Source organism: Ruthenibacterium sp. (genome assembly GCF_017421385.1).
Classification (GTDB): domain Bacteria; phylum Bacillota; class Clostridia; order Oscillospirales; family Ruminococcaceae; genus Ruthenibacterium; species Ruthenibacterium lactatiformans.
The window spans coordinates 1-23,133 of record NZ_JAFOIN010000095.1 but is presented as its reverse complement, the minus strand read 5'-3'; the positions used below and the strand labels follow the sequence as shown (position 1 = coordinate 23,133).

General features: G+C 55.4%; 20 protein-coding genes and 1 tRNA gene. 10 read left to right on the top strand and 11 right to left on the bottom strand.

Annotated elements, in window-relative coordinates:
- Positions 1 to 106 precede the first annotated feature (106 nt).
- On the top strand, positions 107 to 1,279 hold the full coding sequence (locus IIY41_RS11905) for a phosphopentomutase (protein ID WP_058722674.1): 1,173 nt from the start codon (positions 107 to 109) through the stop codon (positions 1,277 to 1,279).
- Between the two features lie 95 nt (positions 1,280 to 1,374).
- On the opposite strand, the gene IIY41_RS11900 is transcribed toward IIY41_RS11905, so the two are convergent.
- Together IIY41_RS11900 and IIY41_RS11895 are read right to left on the bottom strand one after the other, a co-directional pair.
- A complete protein-coding gene (locus IIY41_RS11900) occupies positions 1,375 to 2,088 on the bottom strand; it encodes a hypothetical protein (protein WP_139056027.1) in 714 nt (237 codons plus the stop codon).
- Between the two features lie 95 nt (positions 2,089 to 2,183).
- Positions 2,184 to 2,933 carry a YdcF family protein gene (locus tag IIY41_RS11895; RefSeq protein ID WP_287400899.1) on the bottom strand — a complete coding sequence of 250 codons (750 nt, stop codon included), beginning with the start codon at positions 2,931 to 2,933 and terminating at the stop codon, positions 2,184 to 2,186.
- A gap of 112 nt (positions 2,934 to 3,045) precedes the next feature.
- Between IIY41_RS11895 and IIY41_RS11890 the strand changes: the two genes are divergently transcribed.
- The 4 genes from IIY41_RS11890 (at position 3,046) to IIY41_RS11875 (ending at position 7,272) form a co-directional block, all read left to right on the top strand.
- Positions 3,046 to 3,897, top strand: coding sequence for an ABC transporter ATP-binding protein (locus IIY41_RS11890; protein WP_009325609.1), 852 nt, complete (start codon positions 3,046 to 3,048; stop codon positions 3,895 to 3,897).
- Between the two features lie 16 nt (positions 3,898 to 3,913).
- A complete protein-coding gene (locus IIY41_RS11885; RefSeq protein ID WP_009325610.1) occupies positions 3,914 to 5,416 on the top strand; it encodes a COG1361 S-layer family protein in 1,503 nt (500 codons plus the stop codon).
- Entirely contained in the window at positions 5,403 to 6,875 is a 1,473-nt protein-coding gene (locus IIY41_RS11880) for an ABC transporter permease (RefSeq protein ID WP_009325611.1), read from the top strand. Before IIY41_RS11885 ends, IIY41_RS11880 begins: the two co-directional genes overlap by 14 nt.
- A gap of 76 nt (positions 6,876 to 6,951) precedes the next feature.
- A complete protein-coding gene (locus IIY41_RS11875; RefSeq protein WP_287400896.1) occupies positions 6,952 to 7,272 on the top strand; it encodes a hypothetical protein in 321 nt (106 codons plus the stop codon).
- Here IIY41_RS11875 and IIY41_RS11870 read toward each other — a convergent pair.
- The 7 genes from IIY41_RS11870 to IIY41_RS11840 form a co-directional block, all read right to left on the bottom strand.
- Positions 7,256 to 8,332, bottom strand: coding sequence for a M42 family metallopeptidase (locus tag IIY41_RS11870; RefSeq protein ID WP_287400894.1), 1,077 nt, complete (start codon positions 8,330 to 8,332; stop codon positions 7,256 to 7,258). The two genes, IIY41_RS11875 and IIY41_RS11870, sit on opposite strands and share 17 nt — an antisense overlap.
- A gap of 103 nt (positions 8,333 to 8,435) precedes the next feature.
- On the bottom strand, positions 8,436 to 10,352 hold the full coding sequence (locus tag IIY41_RS11865) for an NAD(+) synthase (RefSeq protein WP_287400892.1): 1,917 nt from the start codon (positions 10,350 to 10,352) through the stop codon (positions 8,436 to 8,438).
- Between the two features lie 25 nt (positions 10,353 to 10,377).
- The gene (locus IIY41_RS11860; RefSeq protein ID WP_287400890.1) at positions 10,378 to 11,808 is read right to left on the bottom strand and encodes a phospholipase D-like domain-containing protein; all 1,431 of its coding nucleotides are present in this window, start codon (positions 11,806 to 11,808) and stop codon (positions 10,378 to 10,380) included.
- Between the two features lie 115 nt (positions 11,809 to 11,923).
- Complete coding sequence (locus IIY41_RS11855; RefSeq protein ID WP_117471877.1) at positions 11,924 to 12,697, bottom strand: 4Fe-4S binding protein; 774 nt, start codon at positions 12,695 to 12,697, stop codon at positions 11,924 to 11,926.
- A 14-nt stretch (positions 12,698 to 12,711) separates the two neighbouring features.
- Positions 12,712 to 14,088, bottom strand: a complete 1,377-nt coding sequence (locus IIY41_RS11850) for an MATE family efflux transporter (RefSeq protein ID WP_117459777.1) — start codon at positions 14,086 to 14,088, stop codon at positions 12,712 to 12,714.
- 36 nt (positions 14,089 to 14,124) lie between these two features.
- Complete coding sequence (gene rlmD / locus IIY41_RS11845; RefSeq protein ID WP_287400887.1) at positions 14,125 to 15,489, bottom strand: 23S rRNA (uracil(1939)-C(5))-methyltransferase RlmD; 1,365 nt, start codon at positions 15,487 to 15,489, stop codon at positions 14,125 to 14,127.
- Between the two features lie 65 nt (positions 15,490 to 15,554).
- Positions 15,555 to 16,403, bottom strand: coding sequence for an AraC family transcriptional regulator (locus tag IIY41_RS11840; RefSeq protein ID WP_287400885.1), 849 nt, complete (start codon positions 16,401 to 16,403; stop codon positions 15,555 to 15,557).
- Positions 16,404 to 16,700: 297 nt separating this feature from the next.
- On the opposite strand from IIY41_RS11840, the gene IIY41_RS11835 reads away from it, so the two are divergent.
- The 3 genes from IIY41_RS11835 to IIY41_RS11825 are packed head-to-tail and all read left to right on the top strand — an operon-like array spanning position 16,701 to position 19,145.
- The gene (locus IIY41_RS11835) at positions 16,701 to 17,999 is read left to right on the top strand and encodes a galactokinase (protein WP_205488378.1); all 1,299 of its coding nucleotides are present in this window, start codon (positions 16,701 to 16,703) and stop codon (positions 17,997 to 17,999) included.
- A gap of 3 nt (positions 18,000 to 18,002) precedes the next feature.
- Positions 18,003 to 18,773 (top strand): heparan-alpha-glucosaminide N-acetyltransferase, encoded by a 771-nt coding sequence (locus IIY41_RS11830; RefSeq protein ID WP_117471883.1) that lies wholly within the window; start codon positions 18,003 to 18,005, stop codon positions 18,771 to 18,773.
- 21 nt (positions 18,774 to 18,794) lie between these two features.
- Entirely contained in the window at positions 18,795 to 19,145 is a 351-nt protein-coding gene (locus IIY41_RS11825; RefSeq protein ID WP_050004150.1) for an arsenate reductase family protein, read from the top strand.
- A gap of 175 nt (positions 19,146 to 19,320) precedes the next feature.
- Here IIY41_RS11825 and IIY41_RS11820 read toward each other — a convergent pair.
- Positions 19,321 to 19,396: transfer RNA gene (locus tag IIY41_RS11820), tRNA-Thr, on the bottom strand.
- Between the two features lie 137 nt (positions 19,397 to 19,533).
- On the opposite strand from IIY41_RS11820, the gene IIY41_RS11815 reads away from it, so the two are divergent.
- Together IIY41_RS11815 and IIY41_RS11810 are read left to right on the top strand one after the other, a co-directional pair.
- Positions 19,534 to 19,896, top strand: coding sequence for a hypothetical protein (locus tag IIY41_RS11815; protein ID WP_050004151.1), 363 nt, complete (start codon positions 19,534 to 19,536; stop codon positions 19,894 to 19,896).
- A gap of 104 nt (positions 19,897 to 20,000) precedes the next feature.
- Complete coding sequence (locus IIY41_RS11810) at positions 20,001 to 21,362, top strand: CapA family protein (RefSeq protein ID WP_119980074.1); 1,362 nt, start codon at positions 20,001 to 20,003, stop codon at positions 21,360 to 21,362.
- A 75-nt stretch (positions 21,363 to 21,437) separates the two neighbouring features.
- Here the strand turns inward: IIY41_RS11810 and IIY41_RS11805 are convergent, their stop codons facing one another.
- Positions 21,438 to 22,856 (bottom strand): MATE family efflux transporter, encoded by a 1,419-nt coding sequence (locus IIY41_RS11805; protein ID WP_287400879.1) that lies wholly within the window; start codon positions 22,854 to 22,856, stop codon positions 21,438 to 21,440.
- Positions 22,857 to 23,133 lie beyond the last annotated feature (277 nt).

Sequence of the window (23,133 nt, the reverse complement as noted above, 5' to 3'; positions counted from 1 at the left end):
CATTCCGTAAAGATTCTGGTATACTGTGGGTGCGGAGGCGAATTCTATGAAATGCCGGACCAAAACGGCGAAGCAGAAAAAAGCCCCGCCCAAAGGAGAAAAAATTATGGCAAAACGAGTGTTTATCATTGTGCTCGACAGCTTTGGCATCGGAGAGATGCCGGACGCCGCCCGCTTCGGCGATGTGGGCAGCAATACACTGGGAGCGATCGTGAAAAGCCCCAAATACCATACGCCCACGCTGCAGAAGCTGGGCCTGTTCAACATCGAGGGAGTTGTGTGCGGCCGGCGGGCCGAGGCGCCTTTGGCCAGTTTTGCGCGGTTGGAGGAGGTCTCCAACGGAAAAGACACCACGACCGGCCACTGGGAAATCGCGGGCGTGGAAAGCGAAAAGGCGCTGCCCGTGTATCCGGACGGTTTTCCGGATGAGGTGATTGCGGAGTTTGAACGCCGCACGGGCCGCAGAGTGCTTTGCAATAAGCCGTATTCAGGAACGGACGTTATCCGGGATTACGGCGAAGAGCATATGAAAACAGGCGCGCTCATCGTATACACCTCTGCGGACAGCGTGTTTCAGGTGGCGGCGAATGAAGCTGTGGTTCCGGTGCCGGAATTGTACCGTTACTGCGAAATAGCGCGGGAGATGCTTACCGGAGACCACAATGTGGGCCGCGTCATCGCGCGTCCTTTTGTGGGAACAAACGCGAAGAATTTCAAGCGTACCACCAACCGGCACGACCTTTCGCTTAAGCCGCCGCGCAAAACGATGCTGGACTATATCCGCGCGGCGGGGCTGGATACCATCGGCGTAGGGAAAATTTATGATATCTTCGACGGGGAAGGCGTGAGCGAGAAGCTTAAGACAACGGGCAACGCCAACGGCATGGAAGTGACGCTGGAGCTCGCGCAGCGTGGTTTTTCAGGCCTTGCGTTCGTGAATCTCGTGGATTTTGACATGGTGTACGGCCACCGCAACGATGTGAACGGCTATGCCAATGCGGCAACGGAATTCGACGGGCAGCTTGCAAAGCTGCTGCCGTTGCTGCGCGCGGAGGACCTGCTCATCATCACGGCTGATCACGGTTGTGACCCCGCGACCCCATCTACCGATCATTCGCGTGAGTATGTGCCGATGCTCGCCTATGGCAAAGGTGTCCGTGCGGGCGCGGACCTGGGTACAAGGCGCAGCTTTGCTTGTATTGCGCAGACCGTTTGCGAGTATCTGGGCGTGCCTGTGCAGTTGGACGGGAAAAGCTTCCTGAAAGAGATTTTGCGCTGAAAGTTTAAAAGTTTAATGAAATGAACAACGGCGGTTTGCAGATTTGCAAACCGCCGTTTTCCGTATCGGGGAGATGCTTCAAAGAGAGAATTGCGTCAGGTATATGCCGCCAGGGTTTCTTTCAGGATGCCGGCCACTGCCGCGTACTTTTCCGGATCATATTCATCGTATTGATTTGGGTTTCCCGCATCGTTCAGGATATCGGCCACACCGTCTACACCGTTTGAAAGAATTTCCCGAGCGGCAAAGTCGACGTTTCCGCATCCCTCTGCAAGGATGTCAATCGTTTCAGCGCTGGCAGCGTTCAGATATTCGTCCAGATCGCTGCGCAGCTGTTCCTCCTGATTGCTGTCGTACTGCTGTGCAAAGTTGAGAACACCGCACGCTGCGGTATACTGCTTCAGATGGCTCCCGGCGGTTCCTTGCTGATAGCCGGACAGGGCTGACATCATCTCGCCGAAGGGGGTGCTGCCGGGCGTTTCTGAAAGAGAAGCTGCGCTGGAGGAAACAGCAGGGGAACGAACGGCACTGCTGCCTGAAAAAGCGGAGGATGAAGCAGGATTTGAAAGAACAGCCGATGCGGATACAGCCTGACATCCTGCAAAAGAAAGCGCTGTCATCCACAGTAGTGCGCTGAGAAAAAATTTTTTTATCATACATTCACAAGCCTTTCTATTGTGATTTGCAACCCGGACAACATGAGAAATTCGGAAGAAGAGGCATGGTGGACGAAGAAAACAGATGACGAAGATTCCATCGCGCGAAATTTTACGGCAAAACGCCTGGCCGTTTTTTGCGAAAAATGGCATAGCACGCATACTTTTTGCAATAATTATGAAATAATTGCGGAGGATAAAACGTTCATTATACAGCGGTTGTGAGATTTTGCGGTATTCCCGTCTTGTCAGGTGCGAAACACCCAGTAGTACAGCACCGCCATTACCTCACGCATATAACAGGGGAGTACGGAAGAAAAGCCGATAGAGGCGGGGATGGCGTTCACATTTGTGAAGCCTGCGGCGGCAGCGTATTTTGCTGCGCGGTAACAATGGAACGCATTGGTGACATACGCGACGGGTTCGTTCTGCGAAAGACCGTGCTGTTCCAAAATTTCGCGCGCAAAGCAAAAATTTTCCTCGGTGGAGGTACTGGACGCTTCTTCCAGAATTTGCTTCTCCGGCACGCCTTTCTCCACAAGATAGGCTTTCATGGCCCGGGCTTCGGGAATGTCCTCGCCGGGACCCTGTCCGCCAGTCACAACAATAACGGCATTCGGGTTTTCCAGATGATAATCATATGCGGCATCCAGACGGCGTGCCAAAAGGTCGGTCACGCGTTCGCCTCGCAGGCCGGCGCCCAGTACGATCACCGCTTTTTCCTGTTTGGTCGCGGTGTCGGAGTAGCCGCTCACCGCGACGAATATAAGCAGCAGCGCAAAAACGGCGCAGCAGCAGAAAAAGATGATTTTTAGAACGCGGCCTGCACCGGCAGCGCAAAAAGCGTCGATTTTGGTATGGAAAAGAGCGTATATCCACAGTGCGGCAGTGATGAGATACATCATCAGCACCCCAAGGTTGAAGCTGGAGCGGATGGCGCGCAGGACGCTGTCGATGAGGAAAACAATGGCAAGGAGCCAGACGAAAATGATCTTCATGAGGACCTCCGTTTCTTCGATAGGCTTATTGTAACAGCGAAAGCTGTCGAAAGCAACTTGAAATACAGAGCCAGACTGTGATAGACTGTTTTAGAAAGAGGTGATGCGCTTCGTGGCATCCATTATAAAAGTACAAAACCTGCGCAAGGTATACCGCGTAGGCAAGGAAAAGGTGGTCGCGCTGGACGACATCTGCCTGGAAATCGGCGAAGGGGAGATGTGCTGTATCGTCGGCGCTTCCGGCAGCGGCAAATCCACACTGCTCAACCAGCTTGCAGGGCTGGAAAAGCCCACCAAAGGCAGGGTGCTGATTGGCAAGCATGATATTTCCGCAATGACAGAGGACGAATTGGCGGATTTCCGCCAGCAGCACTTGGGGTTCATTTTCCAGAGCTACAATCTTCTGCCTTCCATGACGGCTGCGGAAAACGTGGCCTTGCCGCTGATGTTCAAAGGCATGGGGAAAAAGCAGCGGGAAAAGTTGGCGCGTAAAGAATTGAAAAAAATGGGTTTGCTCTCCCGCGCGAACCACAAGCCGACGGAGATGTCCGGCGGACAGCAGCAGCGTGTGGGCATTGCGCGCGCTTTTGTTGCAAAGCCAAAGGTTATCTTTGCAGACGAGCCGACGGGCAATCTGGACTCCACGACCTCGCGCCAGGTGCTTTATTCCATGCTGGAGATGGCCAAGTCCTACGGCATCACTTTCGTGATGGTGACGCATGAAAAAGAGCTGGCCTATTGCGGAGACCGCATTGTTACCATCAAGGACGGGCGTGTGCTGGACAATGTGCTGCTGGGCGAAGACGAAAAAGCGGAAAACCGCCGTCGCCTGTTTGGCGATGTAACGAGCGGGGATATCGCAGAGCCGGAAACGACCGTTGAAGAGGAAAAAAAGCCGGCAGCCAAGCAGGCAAAGGCCGTGGCCGTTGCCGTGGCTGAAAAAGTAAACCAGGAATCCATGTGAGAAGGAGTACAAACATATGAAGAACCAAACGAAGAAGGTCCTGCAAAAGACAGGCGTGATTTTGGCGATGGTGATGATCTTCACCATGCTGGCCGTTCCGGCTTGGGCGACGGGCGAAAGCAATTCTGGTGGTGATACAACAGTTCCCGGGGCAGGTGCGCCGTATGTTTCTGCATATACAGTTACAGATGCAGCAGGCAATGAGCTTCAGCGCATTGAAGAAGGGCAGAAATGCCGTATTATTATTGCTGTGGTTGACCCGCGGATTAGTGTAAGTACGACAAAACCGGATCCCAATGACCCGGCTAAAACAATTAACAAAACCCCGGAGGAAATTGCAGCCGATAAAGCGAATTGGCTTACTCCGGCCAATGGAACTCCGCTTGCAGCAAATGTAAAAGTAACCTCTACGGCTTCATTTGCTTCTCCTTCGTTGGGCGACATTTCAACCACGACCTTTACTGCAGATAAAATTACATCTAATGGGTTGGAGTATGCCATTATCTTGAATGACATTACTTATCTGGGCGGCGACAATAAACTCTCTCTTGATTTGTCCTATAACAATTATGCCCTCCAGCTTTCCACAATCACCCAGCCCATCAGCCAGTGCGTGGGTTCTTCCACCGAGGGCGCCAAGGCCTCGGCGCTGGTCGTCACCTCCGCCAGCTATGGCGGCGGCAGCATCAATGCGGGCAGCGATTTCGCGCTGACCGTCGATGTGCTGGCTTCCGGCGGTACCGTGGGGGCCGAAAATGTGGCTGTCAACCTTGCGCTGCCCGAGCAGATCACCGTTGCCAGCGGCAGCACCAATATTTTTGTGGGCAACATGAAACCGGGCGCTTCCACACAGGTGACGTTTCAACTGAATGCCAGCGCTGTGGCAAATGGCGGCAGCTATAATATTACAGTAAACGTTTCGGGAAATTCCGCGTCTGACAGCGCTGCGCTCACAGCACAGATGCCTGTTACGGTACCCATTGTACAGCCCGAACGCTTCGAGATATCCCGCACGGATTTCCCGGAGTATCTTTCCATGGGTGAGGAAGGCTATGCCTCTGTTTCTTTTGTGAATAAGGGCAAAGGCATCATTTATAATGTTTCGGCCGAGATCACGGGCGATGGAATCACAACCACCGAGGGCAACCAATTCATCGGCAATATTGCTGCAGGAACTGAAAGCTCTGCAGACTTTACCATTCAAACTGCCAATGCAGGCACGCTGAACGGCCTTTTGACCGTCACTTATGAGGACGAGAAAGGCAACGCAAAAACGCTCACAAAAGAGTTCTCCATGACCGTAGAGGAGATGCAGATGGGCGGCGACGATACGATGGGCGGCGGTATGGACACTATGGTCCCGATGGAGCCGGAGCCCACAGGCGTGCCCGTATGGGTGTGGATCGTTGTGGGCGTGGGCGTTGTGGCGGCTGTGGTCGTGGTTCTCGTTGTTTTGAAGAAGAAAAAGGCGAAACGCCGCGCGGCACAGCTCATGGAGGATGACGATGAAGATATCTGATTTGCTGAAGCTCAGCACGGATAACCTTCGCCGCCGCAAAGGCCGTACAGCACTCACCGTGATCGGTGTTGTCGTGGGAACCTGCGCCATTGTCGTAATGATCTCCCTCGGCATCGCCACCAACCGGCGCACGGACGAGATGCTGTCTACTTGGAGCGATCTGACGCAGATTCAGGTGTTCAGCTATTCGGAAAATCCGGATACGCCTGCGCTGGATGATAAAATGGTCGCACAGTTCAAGGAAATGGAAAATGTTGTGGCGGCCACGCCGTTGTACAATTTTCAAAGCATGAACGCGAACGTGGTGGCGGGCAAAAAAGACCGCTATTCCATGTATATGTACAACGCTGTGGGCATGGATGTAGATGCGATCGAGCCGATGGGGATCGAGCTTGTCAGCGGCAGTTATCTGACAGGCCAGTCGCTGGGACGCAACAAGATTCCCGTGCTGGTGGGCGAGGACACAGCCTATCAGTTCGAGGATACGAAAAAAAGTTACCGCAATCCGGACCGTTACCGCTGGAAGGAGACAGATGAAAACGGAAACGTCATCAAGCAGCCGTTTTTTGATATCACGAAAGAGACGCTCACCATGCAGATGATTTACGAGTACGATGACCAGGGCAACCCCAAAATGCGGGAATACGAACTGGTTGTTGTGGGCGTGATGAAGACTGACTACTCCAAACGCGGCACCGAGGGCATCATCATGAATATTGCCGATATGAAGCGCCTGGAGGAAGAGTATAAAAAACTGAGCAAAAATTCCGGTATGGGCGGCGGCAGCGTCGTGATGTACGGTGGCTCCAGCGGTACCAAGGTGAAAGGATACGACCAGGTATACGTTAAGGTGGACGATGTGAACCATGTGGGCGCGGTGGAGCAGATGATCAAGGATATCGGCTACCAAACTTCCTCCATGACGCAGTACAGGGAGGATATGCAAAAGCAGGTAGCTTCCGGCCAGATGATGCTGGGTGGCCTTGCGGCGGTTTCACTTCTGGTGGCGGCGCTCAACATTGCCAATACCATGACGATGGCGATTTACGAACGAACAAAAGAGATCGGCGTGATGAAGGTGCTCGGTTGCAAGCTTTCGAAGATACGCCAGATGTTCCTCATTGAATCCGGCACCATCGGTTTTATCGGCGGTGTTATAGGATGTCTGTTTAGTGTTTTGATCAGCTTTGTTCTGAATAATTTTACGGTTTGGATGCAGGCCATCACCGGGTGGCTGATGAGCATCGGCGTGCAGGTGAATTTCGATGCTTCCAGCTTTGACGTCGGCGCGTTGTTCGGTATGGGCGGCATGGGCGGTATCGGAAACATTTCCGATATTCCCGCTTGGCTGCTGTTGATGGCGCTGATTTTTGCGACGGTGGTGGGACTGCTTTCCGGCATTGCTCCGGCCAATCGGGCCGTCAAAATCTCTGCGTTGGAAGCCATCCGGCACGAATAGCAGATTATACCCGAAAAATGGACAGAGAAAAGACACCTCCTGTTGTAGAATAAAAACTACAACAGGAGGTGTTGTTGTGTCGAGACAATATGCAAAAGCAGAAGGGTTGAACGGGGAAGTATTTCGAAAGAAAGCGGCAGGAGAAACAAATCGGGAAAAAGCAGAAAGCTATGGGCTGCAAACCATTGTCTCTTTTTATACATTTTCAATTTGCGAAACGTATTTACCGAACCCTGAGTACACCCAATTCTACAATTTTAAACGCATTGAATTGGAAACGGCCTCACGCCCAACCCAATCAGGAGCAGGGCCGCAGAATTCTTCGCTATTCTGCGACGAGGCTCGCTACTCATTGCACTGCGCTTTGTTTGATATAAGCATCAGGCCATGGGGTTGAGCAGACGGAGCACGTCGGGCGTAAGCGCGCGCAGGATGGCGCAGGCGAGCGCAATGGCGGCGTCGACATCTGCGGCGGCAGAATAGCCGTAATGCGTGTGCGCATAGCGCACGGGAATGCCCAACACCAGCGTCGGCACCCCGCCCGGCGCAAGGTGGATGCTGCCGCCGTTGGTGCCGCCGCCTGTGCGGACCGCGCACTGGTGGGGAATGTTGTTCTCTTCCGCAACCCTGCGTGCAAATGCCACAAGGCCGGGATGCGCCACCATGCTGCCATCGCGGAAGCGTATCTGCACACCTTTTTTCAAGGCGCCTTGGGCCTCGTCCGGGGCGGTGAAGTTATCGTCCGCGGGCGTGCCCTCCAGGCAGATGGCCAGTGCGGGACGCAGGCGCTCCGCCGTGATTTTTGCACCGCGCAGGCCGACTTCCTCCTGCGTGGAAAACGCCGCTGTAACGTCGGCACAAAGCGTTTCGTCCTTCAATGCACGCAGAACTTCCACAACACCGGCACAGCCCAAGCGACAGTCAAAAGCTTTGCCGAGCATCAAACCGGTGGCGTCGTTGTAGCTGAACTGCACGTCGGGTACCGCAACAAGGCCGGGTTCCAATCCAAGCAGCTCTGTGGCGTCTTTGCGGCTGCACACTCCGGCGTCCAGCAGGATGCTCTCCATCGAAAGCGGCGCGCTGCGCTCAGCCGCCGTCATAAAATGCGGCGGCTTGGAGGTGGACACGGCGCGCACGGTCTCACCGCGCCTGTTGTGCAGCAGAAAGGTGTGGGCGGGGATGTTGTGCTCCACCCAGCCGCCCAGCGGCACGATGCGCAGCAGGCCTGTGGCCGTGATGCTCTGTACCATAAAGCCCACTTCATCCGTATGGGCGTCCAGCATTATCAACGGACGTCCGCCCACATTCTGCGGCAAAGAGACATACAGGTTCTGCATGCTGTCGCGGTGTGCGGCCAGTCCGCCCAGGCTGCTTTCAATCACATCGACCGCCTCTTTTTCATATCCCGAGGGGCCGAATGCATCGGATATCGCAGCGCATAATTCAAGGTCAGCCATTTTTTTCATACCTTCTTTTCATTTTTTATTGCCGTGGCAAAGAGCGTAAAATACGGAAAGTGCCGCGGTCTGGCAAACAGCAAAAGCTGTTTGCTGTGAAGCATTATTCCTCCAGCGCATCTGCCTGCGCCACCCACAGCGCGGCGCTGGCGTCGCTGGGCATGCGCCAGTCTCCGCGCGGCGACAATGTTACGGAACCCACCTTGGGACCGTCCGGCAGGCAGCTGCGTTTGAACTGCTGGGAGAAAAAACGCCTGTAAAAATTCCGCAGCCATTTCAGCAGCACGGCATTTGTGTATTCTCCGGCAAAAGCCTGTCGGGCAAGATAATAGACCTTTGCCGGAGAGAACCCCCAGCGCACGGCATAATAGAGGAAAAAGTCGTGCAGTGTGTAAGGCCCGACGATCTCTTCTGTTTGTTGGCTGATTTTTCCGTTTTCAGCGGGCAGCAGCTCCGGACTGACGGGTGTGTCCAGAATATCGCGAAGCACCTGCCGAAGCGCGCTGCTTTCAGTTTCGTCCGCCACGGAGGCGACGATATGCCGAATGAGCGTCTTGGGGACCGAGGCGTTTACGCCGTACATACTCATATGGTCGCCGTTATAGGTGGCCCAGCCCAGCGCCAGCTCTGAAAGATCGCCTGTGCCGATGACAAGCCCGCCCAGCCGGTTGGCAAGGTTCATGAGCACCAACGTGCGCACACGAGCCTGCGTATTCTCATACGTGACGTCGTGTCGGGCTTCGTCCTGGCCGATGTCGGCAAAGTTGCTGCGCACGGTTTGAGTGATGTCTACATGCTGCAGCGTCACGCCCAGCGCCTCGCAAAGGCGTTGGGCATTGGTGCGCGTGCGCTCCGTAGTGCCGAAGCAAGGCATCGTTACGGCGACGATGTCGGAGAGCGGGCGCTCCAGCAGGGAAAAGGCCCGAACGGTGACGAGCAGTGCAAGGCAGCTGTCCAGCCCGCCGGAGATGCCGACAACAGCGGTTTTAGCATGCGTATGTTCCAGACGCTTTTTCAGGCCTGACGCCTGCATAGCCAGGATGGCGTCACAGCGCCGGGCGCGCTGTTCGGCGTCCGCCGGCACAAAAGGAGCGGATGAGACGATGCGGGTAAGCGGAGAGACATTTTGCGGCAGTACGAATGGGATGACTTCATAGTTTGCGCTGTCTTCAGCGGGGAAGCTGGTGTTTTTCAGCCGTTCCCCCGCAAGGCGTTCCACGTCGATGTCGGTTAACGCCATACCGCCGCAGAAAGGCGCAGTTTCGGCCAGAAGCGCGCCGTTTTCAGCAACCATATTATGTCCGGCGAAAACCATATCGGTGGTCGATTCGCCTTCACCCGCATCCGCGTAAACGTAACCGCACAGCAGGCGGGCAGACTGGCCGGTCACAAGCGCACGGCGGTATTCAGCCTTGCCGATGGTCTCGTCACTGGCGGAAAGATTGCAGATAAGTGTGGCGCCTGCCATGGCGTGCCGCGTACTGGGAGGCAAAGGCGCCCAAAGATCCTCGCAGATCTCGACGGCCAGCGTCAGCGCGGGCTGCGTTCCGCATTGGAACAACAGGTTCGTGCCGAAAGAGACCTGTGCGCCCGACAGGTCAATGACGCCGTTTTCTGCCGGGGCAGGTGTAAACTGCCGCTTTTCGTAAAATTCATTGTAATTGGGCAGGTGTGTTTTCGGCACGACGCCCAGCACACGTCCGTTTTGGCACACAGCCGCGCAGTTATACAGCTTACCGCCGTGCGTAAGCGGCAGCCCCAGAACAAAAAGAAGCGGCAGCCCGGCGGTATCCCGCAGGACGTCAGCCAGTGCGTCCCGCGCGCCCTGCTGCAGCATCGGTTGAAAAAACAGGTCCCCGCAGGTATAGCCTGTGATGCAAAGCTCCGGCAAGCATGCGATTTCCGCACCGGCGGCGGCTGCGGCGCGCAGCACCTCGATGATCTGCCGGGCATTGTAGGCGCAGTCCGCCACGCGGATGCTGGGGGTAAGCGCTGCTGTCTTTACAAATCCATATTGCATAAACGATCCCTCACTTAGTTTTACGTCATATCAGAAACCGGAACAACCGGGAGAAAATGGAAACAAAGCCCATCAAAAGGCGCTTGCCGAGAGAGACATTCAGCGCCGTTGCTCCGCTCCCCGGAAGATAAGCGTTGTCCGGACCGACTGCGGCCGATTGCGCGAACAAAGTATCCAGCTCCGCATTCAGCTGTGCGAAAAACTCCGGGCTGTCGATGATAAGAACAGATTCCGTGTCGATATACAGGCTTCGGTCATCCAGATTAAAGGAACCTACCACGGAAATCCGCCCATCTGCGACACAGGATTTTCCGTGAATAGAATCTGTGCTTTGATATTCGTAGATTTCCACGCCGGTTGCCAAAAACTTGGCGCGCTGGGAGTTATACGCAGAAAACGCCGGATAATTGGGCGAAGATGCCATGGAGTTTGTCAGATATTCCACATGCCCCTGCTTTGCAAGGCGGGTGAGCGCGGCCAGCGTTGACGGATTGGCTGTCGCGTAGGGCGTCTGGAGCCGGATTTTTTGGCAGCCGGAGAGAAGCTGCGCCAGCGTCGCGCCCAGTGTGGGTTCTTTTTTGAACGGGGAGACAGGATTGTGCAGCAGGGTGACGCGCTGTGTAGGAACGGCACATTGGGAGGCAGGCTCCGAGGGCAGATAGAACGAGGGGGCGGCGGCCTCCCATCTTGCGGCAGTTTCCTTCAAGTATTCCTGCGCCGCAAGGCCGTCTGCACGGCGGCTTGGTGAAAGTGTGCCGAATTTGTCGGTCTCCGGCGCATCCCAAAGCGTATCCATATAGATTTTGGCTTGTGCGGTCACGCTTTCGGAGGAATCCGGCGTCCCGGCAAGATCGTTCAAAACAAGAACATCCCGGTCATATGTGACAGCCCCCTCGTAGCCGGGCGGGGCGAAATATTCGTCGCCGATATTGCGGCCGCCCAACAGAAGCATCCGATCATCTGCCAGGATAAATTTGTCATGCAGCAGTGCATTCCATTCCCATGGCCTGAGCAGATCTACGGGGTTATAAATACGGTATTCGATATTGGGATGCGCACGCAACGCAAGGGCGATATTACTCCGCGCGCCGGAAAGGCCGCCCACAGTGCCGTCCAGCAGAACGCGTACGCGCACGCCTCGGTCGGCCGCCCTCAACAGTTCTGCGAAAAAGCACTCCGTAGTCTCGCCGCTTTTGACACAATGATAGCAGACGTCCAGTGTGCTCTGCGCGGTACGGATCACTTCCATGCGGCGTGCAAACGCATCTTGTGGCTCCTCCACCAGTACGGCCCGGTCCGGCCCGCGGCCGATGCCGTAAAAGCTGTCGGTTTGGGGAAGGTTTCGCGCCTGGCGGGGAAGCAGATAGGCCAACACACCTCCGGTAAAGATATAAACCAGATAGGCAAGCAGCAAGCGCAGGGAATAGCGCGGAAGCTTTTTGAAAAATGACTGCATTGATTTTACGCCTCGATTTGAGTGGGATGACAAAGAAAGAAAAAAGCCGGGTATCCGCGGAAAGCAGGAATTTCTTTGACGGCGGGTAAAGCAGCGTGCCTGCCCATATTTGTTTTTATAAAATGAATTCCGGCTCCCGCCGTGCGTTGTGTTTTTGGTAAAAAGCGCTTTCTGCAGTGCGCAGCATCAAGGGATTCAACCTGCGGGCGTGGACGGGACACACCTTGATGCAGCGCATACAGGAGATGCACGCGTCCTTATCCGTACAACTGGGAACGTTAGCGGGGATGGCATGTGCAGGGCAAAGCGCGGCGCAGATTCCGCAGCCGGTACAGCTTCGCCCGGCCTTTGGCTTCATGGGAACACCGCCAAACTCTTTGTAAGGGCGAGTCCCTTTTACGGAAACTGGAGAGAGCGCCTCGGATGTGGACAGCTTTTTCCATAGCTGTGTGCCGAACGCTTCGATTTTTTTCGCATCCTGTGCGTCGGGCCGTCCGGCGGCGACGGAATGCATGATGGAATGCTCCGCGATCAGCGCGGCCGCTGCGAATGGGATAAACCCGTTTGCAGCGGCAATATCCGCAAGCTCCAGCAGCGCGTCGTCATATTCGCGGTTGCCGTAGGCCGCAACCAGGACGGCAGGCGTCCGGCTGCCCTGCATGCGGCGCAGCGTTTGCACCGCCGGAGAGGGAATGCGTCCTCCATATACGGGGACGCCAAATAGCACAAGGTCATCCGGGCCAAAGTCCATGCTTAGTCCGCGCTGTGTATACGGCGTGATATCGACCTCGCGTGGTTTTGAGGGAAACGTTTTCGAGAGCATGGACACAAGGCGCCGGGTGGAGCCTGTTGGACTGAAGAAAATACTTGTGACATTTCGAATCTCCATGGAAAAGCCTCCGTTCAGAACAATCCGTGATTTTTTCGGATGTAATATCTGTAATAAAGCAGGCCTGCAAGGTCGGCAAGGAACCAGCCTATGGGGACGGACCACCAGATACCGGCAACACCGACGGCGGGTACAGCGGAAAGCGTATAAGCCAGCACTACGCGTGTGCCGAGGGAAATGACCGTGAGCACAAGAGACATTCCGGGCTTCTGGATGGCACGGTACAGTCCGTATAACAGGAACAATGCGCCGATGCCGCAGTAAAAAGCGCCCTCGATGCGCAGATACTCCACGCCGATAGAAAGGATCTCAGATTCCTCGGGACGTATGAAAATCAAGAGAAGCGGCCTTGCAAAAAGGAACACCAATGTGGAGATGAGAAGGCAGAAAACAGCTGCGGCTCCGACCGCGCTTTTAATCCCCGCGCGAATGCGATCTTCTTTTTTGGCGCCGTAATTTTGAGCGATGAAGGTGGAGAATGCGTTGCCGAAATCCTGCACGGGCATATAGGCGAAGGAGTCGATTTTTACCGCGGCGGCAAATGCGGCCATGACGGAAGGCCCGAAGCTGTTCACCAGGCCCTGTACCATCAAAATACCGAAATTCATGACAGATTGCTGCATGCAGGTCAGCAGAGAAAAATGAGAGATTTCCGTCATGAGAGCCCGATCAAAACGCATGTCGCTGCGGGAAACACGCAGGCCCGGCATACGCGCCAGTGTGTACAGCCCCAACCCGATACCGGATATCCATTGTGCAAACACAGTCGCCGCTGCAGCTCCTGCCACGCCCCAATGAAGCACCAGCACACACACAAGGTCCAGCACGATGTTCAATACCGCCGAGATCCCCAGAAAAATCAAAGGTGCCGCAGAATTGCCCACCGCACGCAGCAGACAGGCGAAGAAATTGTAAAGGAACGTGGCGGCGATACCGAAAAAAATGACCCAAAGGTACTCCCGCATCAGCCCATACACAGAGACGGGAACAGAGAGCAGGCGCATGATAGGGTCGATCCACAAAAAGACAGCGGCATTGATGACGAATGTCAGCGCGGCGATAAGCGTGAAAGAAGCGAAAATGCCGGCGCGCAGGCGGGAGAAATCCTTTTCTCCGTAACGGATGGAGAAAAATGCTCCGCTGCCCATGCAGAGCCCCAGAAGGATAGAGGTGAGAAAGGTCATCAGCGTATAAGACGAGCCAACGGCTGCCAACGCGACGGAACCGAGAAAACGACCGACAATGAGCGTGTCGGCTACATTGTAAAGCTGTTGCAGCAGATTGCCGGCGATCATGGGCAGAGCAAACCGGAGCATTGTGCCGGTGATGCTGCCGGAAGTCAAATCCAGAACACGCCCGGCAGGCTTGTTTGATATCGTTTCATTTGACATGGCGGTGCGGATGCGGAGCCTCCGTTCTGTTGACTTTCAGAGTTTTTCGCGGCAGAGAAGCGCCGCGCATTCCACATGCTTTGTGCGCGGGAACATATCCACTGGCTGTACGGCGTGTACAGCATATCCGTGTTGAGAAAGATATTTAAGATCCCGCGCGGCGGTGGCAGGATTGCAGCTCACCATCACGATGCGCTGGGGGGCCATGGCCAATACGGCCTTCAGCGTCGGCTCGTCGCAGCCCTTGCGGGGAGGGTCCAGAACGACGATATTGGGCAGCAGGCCGTCGGCGGCCAGTTTTTGTGCGGCGGTTCCGGCGTCGGCACAAAAAAACTCCGCGTGCTCTACCCCCATTGCGGCGGCATTGCGCCGGGCGCTCTCCACCGCTTCGGGTACGATCTCTACACCGATAAGCCTGCCGCAGTGCTCCGCCATGGAAAGGCCGATGGTACCCGCGCCGCAATAAAGGTCCAGCAGCGTATCCTCGGGGCCGGGCGCGGCAAAATCAGCAGCAACACCGTATAGGCGGTTCGCGCCTTCGGTATTCACCTGATAGAAAGAAAGCGGACCGAGCGCGACGGGTACGCCGCGCATGGTATCGTGGAGCACGCCGGGACCGTACAGCGTGATACATTCTTTTCCGGTGATAACATTCGTTTTGTGCGTGTTGACGTTCAATACCACGCTCTCTACCTCCGGATGCGCCTTTACCAGCGCGGCGCAGATATCCTGTGCGTGAGGCAGGCTGCGTCCGTTGCAGACAAGACATACAAGCACGCTTCCGTTTGTGACGGCGTGGCGCAAATAAATATGGCGCGCGAGCCCTCGGTGTGCCTGTTCATCATAGACGGAGATATGATATTGCGTCAGAAGCGTGCACAGCGTCGCGGCGATCCGGTTCAGCGGTCCGGGCTGGAGCAGACAGTCCCCGCAAGGCAGCGGCCGATGGCTGCGGCTCGCATAAAAGCCGGCTTGAACACTGCCGTCCCCTGCGAGAAACAGAGGATACTGCACCTTGTTCCGGTAGCGCTCGGTCTGTGGGGAGGGAAGGATGTCCCGCACGGGCACATCCAGCCCGCCGATGCGGCGCAGGGCGTCCGCCACGAAGCCTTGCTTTGCCGCAAGCTCCGCTTCGTAGGAAAGATGCCGGAAACAGCAGCCGCCGCACCGGCCGAAAATAGGGCAGTCCGCAGGGATGCGCCCGGCGCCGGGCGTGAGGACGCTTTCGACGATGCCAAAGGCGTAACTTTTGCAGATTTTTACCACCTTGACGGAAAGCACGTCGCCCACGGCGGCAAACGGGACAAAAACGGCCTGGCCCTCAAAACGTCCGACGCCGTTGCCGTCGCTGGACAGTGCGTCGATGGTAAGGGGGATGATCTGGTTTTTGACAAGCGGCATATGAGCGGTTCTCCTCACAAAAAAAGCGGCAGGCATGCCGCTTTGAAAATAACGGGGAAGCCGTGCTAGCGCGCGGCTTTTTCCTGGTTGATGCTGGTCAGGTATTTGCTGGGCGGAACGCCCTTGCTTTTTTTGAACACGCGGGAAAAATAGAACTGGTCAAAAAAGCCGACGGACACGGCGATCTCCGCAATGGAAAGCTGGGAATTTTTTAAAAGGAAACATGCCTCGCTGATGCGGTAGCCGGTAAGGTAATCAATAGGGGACTGTCCCACGTTGCTCATGAATACCCGGTACAGATGGCTGCGGCTGACGCCCACAGCCTTGGCGATATCGTCGATGCTGATGTCATGGGAATAGTTGAACTGGATATACTTGATTGCGTTGATGACATACTGAGAACTGGAATTGGAGGCATGCGGTTCAAGGTCCATTGCCTCCTGCATCAGCTCAGCAATGAAAAGATACAGATATCCGACCATCAGCGTTTCATTGCGCGGCTCGGGCCCCCGGGACAGAAAAATATTGAACAGCGCCTTTTTTACGCGCTCGGCATTTTTGCAGTGGTGGGTGGGCATGTCCTCCCGAAAAGGCAGCTGAAGCACCAGCTTGTTGGCACAGGCCCCGTTGAAGCCCACCCAGTAATATTCCCACGGTTCCTCCTTGTCTGCGGAATAAGTGATGAGCTGGCTGGGCTTTGCAAGAAAGATATCCCCCGCCCGAAGCTCATAAACTGTGTTGTTTACCGTATATGTGCCTTTCCCGTCGACAACATAATGGATCAGATAGTGATCCCGTACGCCGGGGCCCCAGGTATAGCCGCGCTCACAGCTCTGCAGGCCGCAGTTGAAGATGGAAAGTTCCACATTGTCGGTATAATTCTGCTTGAACGACTGCTTGTATGTGCTGGGCATCCGATTCACCTCCGGCGAAACCGTGTGGGACAAAAAACGATTCCGCCTCTTATTCCTCATATGATATTTAATTATAGCAAATCAATCAACAAAAGTCCATTTTTTCGTGATATAAAATAGTGTTTACATCAAGCGCATGTCTGTTATAATGGATTTGACACCGGGGCAGTACCGGGCTGCATTTGGAGCGGCGCTGAAAATGCGCCGCCATGCGGCACCCCGGCGGAGAAGAAGGCATCGGGGCCGCTTTTCGGCGGCGTCTATAGGATAAACGAAAGACAAGGGGAGGCCGGTAATATGTCAACGGCAAAAGAGTTAAAGAAAGAGATCGAGCGCGGTGTGTGGGACGCGTCCCTGGGAAAGCTGTATGGCCGGCGGGCTGGCGTGCTGGAGCGCCAGCGTGCGCGGTACGCGGATGCGCTGGACTGTTTTGCGGCGCTATACGGCGAGGAACGGGAAGCCGCCATCTATTCCGCGCCCGGCCGCACCGAGATCGGAGGTAACCACACCGACCACAACCACGGCGTGGTAATGGCCGGCGCGGTGGATCTGGACGTGATTGCCGTGGTTTCCAAAAACACGGACGATGTGGTACGTGTGAAATCGAAAGGCTTTGACGGCAGGGACGAAGTGAAGCTGGAGCAGCTGTCTCCTGTGCTGGCAGAGCAGGGCCGCTCCGCCGCTCTCATCCGCGGCGTGGCTGCGGGCATCGCAAAGCAGGGCGGTGTACTGGGCGGCTTCGACGCCTATACCACGTCCGATGTGCTGCGCGGCTCAGGGCTGTCCAGTTCGGCTGCGTTCGAGGTTGTCATTGGTACTGTATTCAATGGGGAATACAACCAAGGCCGTTTCTCCGCGGTAGACATCGCAAAGATCAGTCAATATGCGGAAAATGAATATTTTGGCAAACCCAGCGGCCTGATGGATCAGACAGCCTGCAGCGTGGGCAGCGTGATCACCATTGATTTTCGTGATCCTGCCAGCCCCGTAGTGGAAAAAGTGGATTTTGATCTGGCAAAACACGATTATTGTCTGTGCATTACAGATACAAAAGGGAGCCATGCGTCGCTTACCGATGAATATGCGGCCGTCCGCCAGGAGATGGAAGCAGTGGCGGCCTATTTCGATAAGCCGGTGCTGCGCGAAGTGGATGAGTCTGCTTTTTATGCGGATATTGCTGGTGTGCGTGAAAAACTGGGGGACCGTGCCGTACTGCGCGCTATCCACTTTTTTGCGGACAGTCGGCGTGCCGGTGCGTTATGCAGTGCCATCCGTGAGGATCGCTTTGAAGACTTTTTGGAATTGATCGTGGCAGGCGGCCATTCGTCGTTTGAATACAACCAGAATGCATACAGTGCAAAAAATCCGCGGGAGCAGGGCGTTTCGCTTGGTTTGGCACTTTCTCAGCATATACTCGAGGGGTATGGTGCGTGGCGTTTGCAGGGCGGCGGCTTTGCGGGCACCATTCAGGCGTTCGTCCCGGTGCATCTGCTGGAGGCGTACCGCGCGGCGATGGACAGCGTGTTCGGCGAGGGCTCCTGTTACGTGCTGAATGTGCGCAACTACGGTGCGCTGTGTGTGACAGAGGCACTGTAAGCCGTGCGGGAAAAATGGTCGGCTGCCCCGCGGCGAATCGCGGCGTTCGATGCCTTGCGCGGTTTTGCACTGGTAAATATGGCCGTATACCATGGCGTTTACGACTGGGTCTATGTATTCGGCCGACCTGCGGCATGGTTTACGCAAACGGGCAACGCGCATATCTGGCAGCAATTCATCTGTTGGACGTTCATTCTGCTGGCGGGGGCTGTGTTTCCTTATGGGAAGCATGCGGTACGCCGTGGCACGGTCACATTTGGCTGCGGACTTCTGCTCACGGCCGTTACGATGCTGGTGATGCCATCGGAGCAAATACTGTTCGGCGTTCTGCACTTGATTGGGGCGGCCGTGCTGCTCAGCGCGCTGCTGCGCCGCTTTCTGGACCGCGCGCCAGCGCTGCCCGGCGCCATAGCTTCCTTTGTATTGTTTTTGTTCCTGCGAAGCGTCCCGATGGGATATCTGGGCATTGGCGAGTTGCAGCTGTTTGAGCTGCCGCGCCAGCTGTACAGCGTGCCGTTTTTGTTTCCGCTTGGCCTGCCCGGCCCGGGCTTCTATTCGGCGGATTATTTTCCGCTGATCCCGTGGATATTTCTGTTCTGGACGGGGCTTTTCCTGTGGCGTTTTCTGCGCCCGTATGCCGAAGAGACGGTGCGCGGCTGGCCTGCCTGCCGTCCATTGGTTTGGCTGGGGCGGCACAGCTTGTGGGCATATTTGCTGCATCAGCCTGTTTTGTTGGGCTTTATATTTTTGTTATCGATATTGACAGGCAGTTGATAAGAAGAAAGGATGTAGAAAATGGTTTTGGTCTGGTATCCGAAATGTTCCACCTGCCAGCGTGCCAAGGCATGGCTGGATGAGCATGGCGTGACCTATACGCTGCGCGACATCAAGGAAGAAAACCCGAACGCGGAGGAGCTGCGGGCCTGGCATGAAAAAAGCGGCCTGCCTCTCCGGCGTTTTTTCAACACAAGCGGTCTGCTGTACAAAGGCATGGCGCTGAAGGACAAGCTGCCTGGAATGACGGACAATGAGCAGTACATTTTGTTGGGTGAATACGGAATGCTTGTGAAGCGGCCTTTGATTGTGGCGGACGATTTTGTGCTGGTGGGTTTCCGCGAGGCGGAATGGTCTGCAGCGCTCGGCTGATAGGAGATATACCTGCGGGTGTGCAGTTCGGCTTCGAACGCAAACAAGCCCTTGTGAAAATGTTCCGTACAATGTTCATAAGGCCAAAGCGCGTCTCTGGAAAGCATGGGCTGTGCTTTTGCGCAAAAAGAAAACCCACAAAACAGTCTGCAGGCTGTTTTATGGGTTTTCTTACTGGAGCTGGTGATCCGATTCGAACGGACGACCTGCTCATTACGAGTGAGCTGCTCTACCGACTGAGCCACACCAGCATATGGCGCTTAAATCAAGTGCCTTTATCTATTATAAGGAATTTTTTGCGTTCGTCAAGCTTTTTCTGAAAAGTTGTGGACGAAAATTTTATTTTGCGGTACAATAAGCAAACAGAGAAGTTTCGGGAGGGAAAAGAATGGTTACAGAATGCGTTGCGATACTGGCAATCTCACTTTGCCTCGTTGTGGTATTCATCCGTGCGGGGCACGGGGATTACGCAGCGAGTGTCACGCCCATCCTGGCCGTTCCCTTCGTGCATCTGCTCGCGCTGCCGGTAAGCTGGTGGACAGATTCGCTTTTTCCCGCGCTTGCGCCTCAATCGGTGGTGGCGTTTGCGGATATCGCCGCCGTAGTGGTTTCCTGCCTTATGATCATGTCCTTTTCGGGGAAGATCAGGAACAGGAAGAATAAAAAGCTGTATGTAGTGATGCTGGGTGGATACAATATTATACTGACCTGCACATTTGTCCACCGGACGCTGGCAGTGCTTTGGAAATAATTCTTTAGAGAATGTGCCGGGGCCTATCGTGAGCCCCGGCCTCTTTTGCGTTTCGGGGAAAATTGGGGCCGTGTGCGCTTGATATAAAACAGGGAGACAAAGGGATGAGCTGCAAAAAATATATCGCTGCGATTTTACTGTGCTCCGTGCTGCTGGCAGGCTGCTCTGGTTTTTCCGGGCGGGGAACGGACGCATGGGGAGCGGAATCCCCGGCATCCGGAGGAAGCAGCACGGAGGGGCAGGCCGTACAGGTTGTGCCCGAAACGCTTGCGCGTCAATTGGCTGCGGTACAAAGTGCGCACCCGCTGACGGAAGAATTTTTTTCATGGTGCGCGCAGGAGGCGCCGTCCGGTCTGCTGGAGGGAATAGATGATCGTCTCGAAGCAGAGGCCCTGTATTCAGACGCATGGTTCTATGACCTGTGCGGGATTTCTCTTCATGTGCTGTACGGCCGCTACTCCGGGCAGGACAGCGGCTCGAACTGGCATGAGCGGGAGGGAGGCAACGGCGCGGCGGAGATTATTTTTGCAGGCGACGTGAACCTTGACGATGATTGGGAGATTATGCGGCATTTGAAAGACAGCGGCGGCGGCGTGGAAGATGCATTTTCATCGGCGTTGTTAGAGCGGCTGCGCGGCGCGGATGTCCTTGTGGTGAACAACGAGTTCCCGTACTCCCGACGCGGCGTGGCGCTGCCGGGAAAACTATACACGTTCCGGGCAGACCCCGCAAGCACCTCTTTTTTGCGACAGATGGGAGCGGACCTTGCAGGCCTTGCCAATAACCATGTATTCGACTACGGACCGGACGCATTCGAGGACACGCTGGCGGCGCTGGAACAAGAAGGGATTCCCTATATCGGCGCAGGGCGAGACCTGGAGCAGGCAATGCGCCCCCAATATTTTATTGTAAACGGCATGAAGCTTGCCTTTGTCGCAGCCACCCGTGCGGAAAAATTCATTTTCACGCAGGAGGCGGGGGCAACACAGCCGGGAGTGCTGCGCACCTACGAACCCGATCTTTTCTTGCAAGCAGTCACAGAAGCGAGGAAGAACAGCGATTTTGTGGCGGCCTATGTGCATTGGGGCACGGAGAATACCGCTGTGCTGGAAACCGCTCAGCGGGAGCAGGCCCGCCAATATATTGAAGCGGGCGCGGACATTGTTGTGGGCGCACATCCGCACTGCCTGCAGGGCTTTGCATTTGAGCACGGAAAGCATGTTGCATATAGTCTGGGGAATTTCTGGTTCAATATGGATACGGTGGAAACGGGCTTCCTTTCCGTCAGAATCACAGCGCCGGGTGAGTATTCCGTTCAGTTCGAGCCGTGTATCCAGCATGGAGGACGTACCACACTCATGGAAGATGCAGAGGGCGCGGCGCTATTACAGTATCTGCGGGCGCTTTCGCCTGGAGTGCGCATTTACGCGGACGGAACACTGGAGCTGGAGCAGCCGGAGCTGTAGAGAAAGATCGACAAACAAAAGCACCTGCGGACGATGTGTCCGCAGGTGCTTTTCTGCCGGATGACGGTATGCCGTTCAAAGCTGCGGGGCAGGTCCTGCGGTAGCCAAACGCTTACGCCAGGCGCCGAAGCGATAGGCGACAGCCGTGAGCAGTGCGCCCAGCGACCAGGAGACCAGCAGGGAGATAAAGGTGGATTCCGGGCGCCCGGTGGGATACTCGGCGCTGCGTGTAAAGAATGCGATGCCGTAGGCAATGGGAACGCGGAGCACAACAGTGGTGATGATGGAGATCCACATTGGTGTCATCGTGTCTCCTGCGCCTCGCATCACGCCAGAGAGACACTGAGTAATGGACATGGCGATATATCCGAAGGCGAGAATCTGCATCATGCGCATGCTCAAATCTACCAGCACGGCTGTTTCGGTAAAAACGCCCATCAGTTGGCGGCCGAATAAAAGAATCAATGCAGTCAGGAAAGCGGAGATGCCGACGGCGATCCAGGTGCCCTGCTTTGCACCCTGATGCACACGGTCCAACCTGCGCGCGCCAACGTTTTGTCCGGTATACGTCGTCATTGCCTGTCCAAAGGTGAAGTTCGGCATCATCGCGAAGCCATCCACCCGCATGACGATCACGTTGCAGGCGATGACCATTTCACCAAAGCTGTTGGTGAGGGACTGGACCACAAGCATGGCCACGGAGAAGATGGCCTGAGTGATGCCGGAAGGCACACCGATGCGGATGATATTGGCAATGGGCGCGGAGCAGGGTTTCAAGTAATGCAGCGTCAGGTCGAACACGTCCCGCATGCGCAGCAGTTTCCACAGACAGAGGAAAGCGGAAATCGTTTGCGCCAGCACGGTGGCCAGCGCCACACCGGCCACACCCATACCCAGGCCGGCTACAAACCACAAATCAAGCCCTACGTTCAACGCGGCGGCAACAAGCAGAAAAACCAGTGCGGACAGGCTGTCGCCCATGCCGCGCAGCACGCCGGACAGGATATTATAATAAGCAAAACCGGCAATGCCCAGGAAATAGATCATCAGATAATCCGCGCACCAGTCGATGATGGAGGCGGGCGTGCTGAGCAGCTCGAGCATTGGGCGGGTGATAAGCGCGCCGATGATCATTGTAATGACGGATACGATGGCGGACAGTGTGATGCAGTTGCCAATAACGACGGAGAGCTGCTCACGATCTTTTGCGCCGTAACGCTGTGCTACCAGGATGCCTACGCCTGTGGCGACGCCCACAAAAAGCGCAAGCAGAAGGTTGAGGATGGGGGAGGCGCTGCCGACGGCCGCCAGCGCATTATCGCCGACATAGCGGCCTACGATGATGGAATCTGCGGTGTTGTAAAGCTGCTGGGCCAGATTGCCGATCAGCATGGGGATAGCAAACTCAAGAATGCGCTTCCAGGGAGCGCCCAGAGTCATATCGTGCGCGGAGAAAAGCTGCTGCAGTCTTGCAGCGAATGAACGTTTTCCCATGAATGGTTCCTTTTCCTTCCTTTTTGGTGTAATACAACAATTGTAAAGGGATGAAATTTATTTGTCCATAGGAAAATGTGCGCAGGAGACGGCTGAAACATGGCGTTTCGTGCGTATTTCATTCGGAAAAGCTTTACTGGGATAAGAGTGAATTGTCAAACTAAGTGCAACAGGAATTGAGCTCGAAGTCCCATAATTCCTGAGCAGAATGGAAGTACAGAACTTTGCGAGGCCTGGCGTTCAACAACGCCAGGTTTCGTTTTAATGTGGCGGGAGC